General features: G+C 38.6%; 7 protein-coding genes and 2 pseudogenes. 8 read left to right on the plus strand and 1 reads right to left on the minus strand.

Features of this window, described 5'->3' with window-relative positions:
• Positions 1–190 precede the first annotated feature (190 nt).
• The 8 genes and pseudogenes from ACFILT_RS03775 to ACFILT_RS03810 all read left to right on the plus strand — a co-directional run.
• Positions 191–412, plus strand: a complete 222-nt coding sequence (locus ACFILT_RS03775) for a hypothetical protein (RefSeq protein ID WP_375679615.1) — start codon at positions 191–193, stop codon at positions 410–412.
• Positions 354–851 (plus strand): annotated as a pseudogene (locus ACFILT_RS03780) (class I SAM-dependent methyltransferase). Before ACFILT_RS03775 ends, ACFILT_RS03780 begins: the two are co-directional and overlap by 59 nt.
• Before the next feature lie 6 nt (positions 852–857).
• Entirely contained in the window at positions 858–1,301 is a 444-nt protein-coding gene (locus ACFILT_RS03785) for a hypothetical protein (protein ID WP_375652982.1), read from the plus strand.
• A complete protein-coding gene (locus tag ACFILT_RS03790; RefSeq protein WP_375679610.1) occupies positions 1,256–2,074 on the plus strand; it encodes a hypothetical protein in 819 nt (272 codons plus the stop codon). The genes ACFILT_RS03785 and ACFILT_RS03790 overlap by 46 nt, the downstream gene beginning before the upstream one ends.
• A gap of 94 nt (positions 2,075–2,168) precedes the next feature.
• Positions 2,169–2,849, plus strand: coding sequence for a citrate/2-methylcitrate synthase (locus tag ACFILT_RS03795; protein WP_375679611.1), 681 nt, complete (start codon positions 2,169–2,171; stop codon positions 2,847–2,849).
• 92 nt (positions 2,850–2,941) lie between these two features.
• Positions 2,942–3,244 (plus strand): hypothetical protein, encoded by a 303-nt coding sequence (locus tag ACFILT_RS03800; protein WP_375679612.1) that lies wholly within the window; start codon positions 2,942–2,944, stop codon positions 3,242–3,244.
• Complete coding sequence (locus ACFILT_RS03805) at positions 3,235–4,032, plus strand: beta-hydroxyacyl-ACP dehydratase (RefSeq protein ID WP_375679613.1); 798 nt, start codon at positions 3,235–3,237, stop codon at positions 4,030–4,032. The genes ACFILT_RS03800 and ACFILT_RS03805 overlap by 10 nt, the downstream gene beginning before the upstream one ends.
• A gap of 91 nt (positions 4,033–4,123) precedes the next feature.
• Positions 4,124–6,403: pseudogene (locus ACFILT_RS03810) on the plus strand (type ISP restriction/modification enzyme); the annotation flags it as partial.
• Between the two features lie 958 nt (positions 6,404–7,361).
• Here the strand turns inward: ACFILT_RS03810 and ACFILT_RS03815 are convergent.
• The coding region (locus ACFILT_RS03815) for an SMI1/KNR4 family protein (protein WP_375679614.1) at positions 7,362–7,695 on the minus strand (334 nt) is incomplete at its 5' end.

Genomic DNA, 7,695 nt, shown 5'->3' on the forward strand with positions numbered 1-7,695 from the left:
AGGGATGACGTTTATTTGTAACTGCTATTATCTTTGTCAATCTGTGATAACAGTTGTTTTGCTGGATGCATGTTTGCAATCAATTATTTTAGATGACCTCTTATATGAGGACGTAACCGTTTCTATACCCAGTTAGTTTTTAACGAGTTTATGGCAATGCCATAACTAGCTTCATTTAGAGGAATATGTGATGAATGATTTACTGGTAAATATCACCCCTGAGCACTATGAAAGGTATGCTACTGAAGGTACATCACCGTGGAATGCGTATTTGATGGAAAGAGTTCTGGAAGAAGCATCTGGTGTTACTTCTGCGAAAAAAAATTCTCGATATTGGCATGGGAACTGGCCACATGCTTTTCAAGCTTTACCGCTCCCAAAAACTCACAGACTATTTCTTTTACGGGGTTGATATTGATCCCCGTATGGTTCAGTTTTGTGTTTAAAAATGTACCGAGTTAAAATACCAGCATGCATTCAACATCATTGAAGCCAGCGTCAGCAATTTACCGTTTCCCGATAACTCCTTTTCAATGATTTATGCCCGTTCCGTAATTCATCACTGGGCTGAACCTAAAAAAGGATTACAGGAGTTGTGCCGTGTTTTAGATCGCGGCGGTCGTATTATCATCCATGAACCCCTAGCTGATGCAGAAGAAACAGCACTGGGTGTTTTTAACCAATCACGTCGTGAATGCGGTGTGGCAGCTATGTCCACAGAAGAAAAATTTACATTAGCCGGTATCACCGATTTTTTATATGGCTGCGATCTTAGTGAGATGAGCTGGACAGTGAGACGTGGAGAAGGTCTAGCAGCTCTGGGCTGTGAAATTTTCATTAAAAAGGTCTGAGTTATCATGGATTATTTCTGTGCTGAAATGTATGCAAAAATGCAACCACGTATAACGGCAATAACTGGCTGCCATGCACTCGATTACATTGCTTTTCGCGATTCGGTTAGGATAAGTACACGCGTTTATTCGACCACTGGTGATAGTGGTTCTTTGACTCAACTGGACTCTGCGGCTGAACACTTACCCATGCTGCTTGGTGCTACAAGCGGCACCACCGGGGCGATGAAAATGGTCAGCGTTCGTCTAAAATCCAGTAAGGAAGCGGTCAGCTCATCAGAGCATAATTTAATTCGTAACCTGCGCGCGCGGCAATTTTTTTCCCCAGGGGATGTTGTTGGCAACCTGTTTACGATTAATCTGTTTTCATCTTTACACTACTTGGCGTGTGAAATTGTAAAACATTGCCGTGCACATGTCGTGCCGGTTGGCGATATGCCCTGCTGCTGAAGAGTCATTTCGAGTTTCTGGCTGAAATACGGCTCTCGGTACTGTTTGGCGTGCCCAGCACCATCGTTCAGTTCGTTGAAGCTATGCTCAGCCTTGGGATTCCACTGGCAATTAAAAAAGTGCTCTTTACCGGTGAATCGATGCTGGGTGTGCATGAAAACTATCTGCGCGAGATGCTGGGCGCCGATCTGCGGATAATTGGTTTATATGGTTTGTCGGAGTGCGGTTTCATTGGTATGTCCTCCGAAGGGCGGCTTAATCGGTACCTGCTCTTCAGCGATGATTTCTTCTTTGAATATGAAGATAAGAGAGGGCTGCTAGTGACATCGCTGGATCCCGATGTCTCGCGCAAACTTATCAGATATTCCGTGGGCGATATGGGCACATTATCCGTTGAAAATGGTGACCTCTATTTTGAAGGTATTAAACGCAATGCTGTTGATTTTAATTTCATGGGAAATTTGATTAGCCATGAAAAAATATTCAAAATTATTAATCGAAGATTGCCCGATGTGATTGTTCAAATTGTATTGTCTTTATCCGCGGATAGACAAGAGATTATGGATATTAAAATCTGCTGCGAAGTATTTCACAACCTTGATTTGTCCGAACTAACTGAGGAAATCTATCATTTGCCGGATATTTATGAAGCCTATATGAAAAAGCGCGGGCGTATTAATCTCACCCTCGTCGAATATAGCGATTTGCTTTTCTCATCCAGAGGAAAATGCCTGCTAGTTTATGACGCAAGGGAATCCTGTAATGCAACTTGATAATTTGTGTAATGAAATTGTATCAGGGAATTCGCATACGATAAATGTCAACATAAGGTTTTATAGCGTGTCACCGGAGCAGCAGGAGTAAATCATGTCAGATGATGTTATTGATAATTATGATTTAGATAATAACGTATTGTTTATTCGTGGATGTAATTTGATTGATATTGCCGATGAAAACCTTTATTTGCAGAACGCATGGTTTGCACTGACCGGCAACCTTCTTAATGAAGAACAGATGGATCGGCTGATTCAGAATGCTAGCGCCGAACTGCAAAAGACGAACCCTACAGCCAAACTGCAGGCGATGCATCAACTGATCAATGCATTGCCATCTTTGAGTTTAACGCAGCGCTTTATGATGTTATTATCGCAAGTTGAGGTTTCGGCGGCTCAGGGTAAGGTCATGGCTCCCGTAAGCGACGGTGGTTGTCTTAAAATTATCTTGCTGATGCCGTGGATTATTGCATTGGCGCGCTCTTCCCAACAGTTTTCCGATTCGCCGGAGATCGAAAATTGCAATACCTTTGAGCGTGCTTTTTGGTTAGCATTAACTAGCAAGGAAGCTTCTTCCGACTGGGATATTGATATGCTTTGCCGGTGCATGTCTCTACTGCTGGGCGGGTTTGGTATTGTGACCCCCACAACCACCACGATAAGATTTATTGCCAGTACCAAGAGCGACGTCATTTCTGCACTAATCGGTGAGTTTTGTGCCACTGGCCCCGGCGCATATGGGAGCCTGCAAATATGCTATCATGCGACTTTCTAGTGTCCTCCATGAGATTGAAGCCGGGAATCTTGAGGCCGGCGGTAACGCATTATTGCAAAGACAAACCCTGGCTAGGGTTTGGTTACCCGATTATGCAACGGGATGTCCGAGTTGATTTCTTTTTTTCACGCTTTCAGATGCCTATGCGCCCCTTCAGTTCGCTTGCGCGATCTATTTCGGACAATACAGGACTGCAAGCCAATGTCGATTTTCTAATTGCAAGCATCATGAGCAAACATCGGGCTTCTCCTGAGCTGGGATTGTTGGCTTTTTTCGTTTGTCGTATGCCGATACTTCTCGCGCACTATCAAGCGCGGTTTAGTGCTCATTCCTTCGGTTTATCATCAAAGGATTTAAGAAAAAAATATAAAAAAGTCCCCAAATTATGGCTATAAAGCATTGCACCGAGCCAAATTTCTTGAGTATATGTCAGAGTATCACCTTAACCGCACCGATGCGTGCTTGCGGGCAAATCGATATTTCTCAATGGAATTTAGCCCATAACTATTTGAAACAGGGCTTGTTACTCGAAGCCTTGCATCAGTTTTCAGTTCGATTCGCCACCGTGGTGGCTAAAAACTCGGATCTCACTTATCGCTATTTCCCTGTTATGGTTGAACAGTTTTTCTCTACCACCCATTTTGATAGCGATCGGTTATGCGTTGAAGAACATATTGAACGCATTAATGAGACCTACCGTATTCACTGTAAGGCCAGCCCATACGGCAATGGCAGGGCCGTTATTGCGCAGCCAATCATCATGGTCAGTAAGGTCTGCTTCCTTAGCTCGTGTTCTGAGAAAGCCGCTCTTCCATTACTAGGCGATTTATGTAAGATTTCCTCCGTAACCGGAGATTCTTGTACTTTTCCCTTTAATGCGCATCACCCGCTTTTTGAGGAACATTTCCCCTCCCGCGCCGTATGTCCTGGTTCACTATTGATTGAGATGGTTCTGGCTTTGGCCACGCAGGGTAGGGCGAAAAATATCGCATCTGTTGCGCTGAAAAAAGTAAAGTTCATTGAATCAGTTTATCCGGGAGATACCTATCAGTTGACCATTAAACAGGATACAGAGTGTGAACCGGGTGGCGTTTTTTATATTCATACGGAAACTAAAAAACGAAGCACTTGCGGTAAGTTTTCTATCAAATATAAAAAGGAGGATGCGCCATGTTTAACATAATAATCTCTTTTATTCCGTGGAGTATTTACTCCTGGGTTATCAATGGAAACGTTCTAACTCTGGTCGAACGCTCTCTCATCTTAACTGTGCTTTTATCATTCATTCTGTTGATGATGTGTTGCGTAATGAGTTTGGAAAAAGCTTGGGGTCACGAGGAGTCTCCATTCTCGACCCTTTCACTGGAACAGGTACCTTTATCACAAGGCTTTTACAATCTAAACTGATCAAACCAGAGGACATGGAATATAAATTTCGTCATGATATCCATGCCAACGAGATTGCTTGCTCGCCTATTACATAGCAGCCATTAACATTGAATCGACTTATCATAGTCTTATGAAAGGTGAGTATATTCCTTTTAAGCATATTGGTTTGGCTGATACGTTTCGAATGCTTGAAAAGAAAGATTTGTTACAAGAATTATTTAAAGAAAACAGTGAATATTTGGAACTCCAGAAAAATCTAAATATCAAAGTTATCTTTGGCAATCCTCCTTATTCAGTGGGACAAAAAAATGCCAATGACAGTGCGAAGAATACTCCTTATCCTATTTTAGATAAACGGATCAGTGAGACTTATGCTTCTCAATCTAAATCAATGAATACGCGAAATTTTTATGACAGTTATATTCGTGCTATACGCTGGGCTAGTGACCGTATTGATAATGCTGGGGTAATCGGCTTTGTTTCTGGCTCTGGTTACGCAGAAAAATCGACAATGAACAGTTTACGAAAATCTTTAGCCAAAGATTTACGAGCATTTATGTACTTAATTTACGAGGGGATCTTCGCAAGAATATGTTAAGCAATGGAGTTGCTCAAGAAGGTGAAAATATTTTCGGCAATGGTAGTATGACTGGTATTGCGGTAACGCTATTTATCAAAAATCCCACTGCTTCTGGAGATTGTAAAATTTACTATCATGATATTGGAGATAATCTTTCTACCGAAAAAAAACTTAAGAGGCTTCAATATTTTGGTAGTATTGGTGGTATTACATGTGAAAACGGTTGGAAAGTAATTACACCGGATGAACATGGGGATTGGATAAATCAACGTGATAACAGTTTTGAAACATTTCTAGCCTTGGGTGTTAAGAAAGGGCATGACAAAAAACTGTTTGAAACGTTTTCTCGTGGTATTATGACAAGTCGTGATCTTTGGGCATACAATTCAAGTCGTGCAATTTTAGCGAAAAATATGAGTAACATGATTGCCTTCTATAACAGTGAAGCAGAACGTTTTAATAATGCTTATGCGCACACTGACAGTAAATCACGTACAAAGGCTGTAGATAATTTTGTTAATTCAGATACAAGCAAGATAAGTTGGAGTTTGAATATAAAAAACAATTAGCAAGAGGTAATATTTTAAAATTTGAAGAAGATGGTTTTGTTCAAAGTTTATATCGTCCTTTTACACGACAGTGGCTTTATTATAATCGCATTTTTAATGAAGCAATTTATCAAATGCCTCGTATCTTTCCTGTAGAAAAAATGATCAAAAATACAGTGATACAAGTTTCTGCTATAGGAGCAAGAAGTGGATTTTCTGTTATTATGACTAGAGATCTACCTGATTTTCATGCAATAGATACGGGGCAATGCTTTCCACGCTATATTTACGAAGACACTACGGTCTCAAAAGATAGAAACAAGAAACAAACTCATTTATTTACCAATTCTATAGAAAAAAGCATCAATGCTGGTTTACAGAAGCGTGATGCCATTACGGATGAAGGGCTAGCATATTTTAAAGCTGCTTATCCTAATGAGACCATAACAAAAGATGATCTATTCTATTACGTTTACGGTCTACTTCATTCGGAAGATTACCGTACTCGTTATGCTGATAACCTCTCTAAAGAATTGCCTCGTATCCCTTGCGTAAAGAGTGCTAATGATTTTTGGAAGTTTGTAACAGCAGGGCGTAAACTGGGTCATTTGCATGTAAACTATGAAGATGTAGAGCCTTATCCAGTCAGATTTAAAAAGGGTAATCCAAAACAAACAGAGATCTCTAATTCTGAGAAACTCTATTACGTTACAGAAATGAAATTCGCAAAAGTAGGTAAAGAGAAAGATAAATAAACAGTTATATATAACAGCAATATCACAATAACAGATATCCCTCTTGAAACTTATGAGTATATCGTCAATGGCAAACCTGCTCTTGAATGGGTTATGGGGCGTCAATGCGTAAAGACTGATAAAAAGAGTGGTATTGTCAATGATGCCAATCACTATGCTGTTGAAACCATTGGCAACCCTGCCTACCCTCTAGAGTTATTTCAGAGGGTTATTACCATAAGTTTAGAGACAATGAAAATCGTTAAGAACCTACCAAAACTAGAAATTAGAGAAACTGAATAGCTTATAATGCATGCTCACATGATGAGTATAATAAACTCACAAGGGGTATAAGGTCTTATACCTATAGGTTATTATATCCCTTTTATAAATTGCTTACATATAATCTTTAAAAGGAGTGTTTATATGCGTTATTCTAAAAAGAAGAAACTTGCACTATTAAATACTCTTATTTTGATTGCTTTAAGACTTTTAAGAAATCCCATTTTAAAGTGAATACGCTTCTTTTACATTGCCTTTAAGATGTTATATCGTAATCTAAAATGATAGCTTTATTGTTATCAAAAGCTTTGTTTAAAGAGGGTTATGTATATTCATTTTCTTATATTACTTATAGGTTTTGAAGGTTTCTTAAACCCTCAAAACCCTTACAAAACATACATCATTAGTTGAATTTATAGGTTGTATTATTGATATAGGTTGTTTTTTGAAAAATTGATAAAAAATAATATATTGAAATATAATGACTTTTATTTTTTATTGAAAAATATGTAAAGGGGGGGTAAAAGGAACCCTCAAAATACTCAAAACTCATAACCATAATGGTCTTGATAGTACTTCTTATGAATTACAAGCTATCTTTTGAAAGGCTTTAAAGGATCACATACTTTATCATAAAGCACATTTTAATCACTCACTAAAATAATCTATTTTGTCAGTTCAATTTACTGACACATAACTGACAAGTTTTAATCAATTCACATCATGGTTATCTTTAAAGGTTGTACTCTTGATATGAGTTATGTTTTTAAAACACTAACCTATTGAAATATAATGTTTTAATTTTTTTATCATTAAAAAAAATAATATAGGGTCTAAAAAGAGCTGACAACACTGACACGGTCTATTAAAAGGTATTTTGCTCATCTCTATAATGATCAGTTTCTATTGAGATGTTTTCATAAATCGCAATTATCCTATTTATCAACTAGTTGCATAACATCATCTAAGGTATAAGTTTTCATGAATCTTCCCCTGCATACTCTTTAATTCTTTTGCAGAGAAATTCATAAAAATTACTCGCGTAATATTCGGAATCTTCAGATGTATACTTAAGATAGAGTGGGCATTCACCATCCCGAAACTGCGTATAATCAAAATAAAAGGTTTCACCAAAATCAGTTGTGCAGATAACAAGTTGTTTGGGATCCGTAAAGCCATCTCTTCTATCGAGCAAATTTCGGTAAACAATATCACCAGCAGGAATACCTGCGCAGATTTCATAAATACTGAATATTTCTTCACCTCCAATTTCTCCTCCTCCATAATTTTTTAAAAAATTCTTATAGGAAGAG

The organism is Bartonella sp. AP7XZML (assembly GCF_042195745.1).
Lineage (GTDB): Bacteria > Pseudomonadota > Alphaproteobacteria > Rhizobiales > Rhizobiaceae > Bartonella.

Coding starts and splice junctions, on each gene's coding strand:
- ACFILT_RS03795 (WP_375679611.1), top strand. CDS start 2,169: ATGTCAGATGATGTTATTGATAATTATGATTTAGATAATAACGTATTG.
- ACFILT_RS03785 (WP_375652982.1), top strand. CDS start 858: ATGGATTATTTCTGTGCTGAAATGTATGCAAAAATGCAACCACGTATA.
- ACFILT_RS03805 (WP_375679613.1), top strand. CDS start 3,235: ATGGCTATAAAGCATTGCACCGAGCCAAATTTCTTGAGTATATGTCAG.
- ACFILT_RS03775 (WP_375679615.1), top strand. CDS start 191: ATGAATGATTTACTGGTAAATATCACCCCTGAGCACTATGAAAGGTAT.
- ACFILT_RS03800 (WP_375679612.1), top strand. CDS start 2,942: ATGCAACGGGATGTCCGAGTTGATTTCTTTTTTTCACGCTTTCAGATG.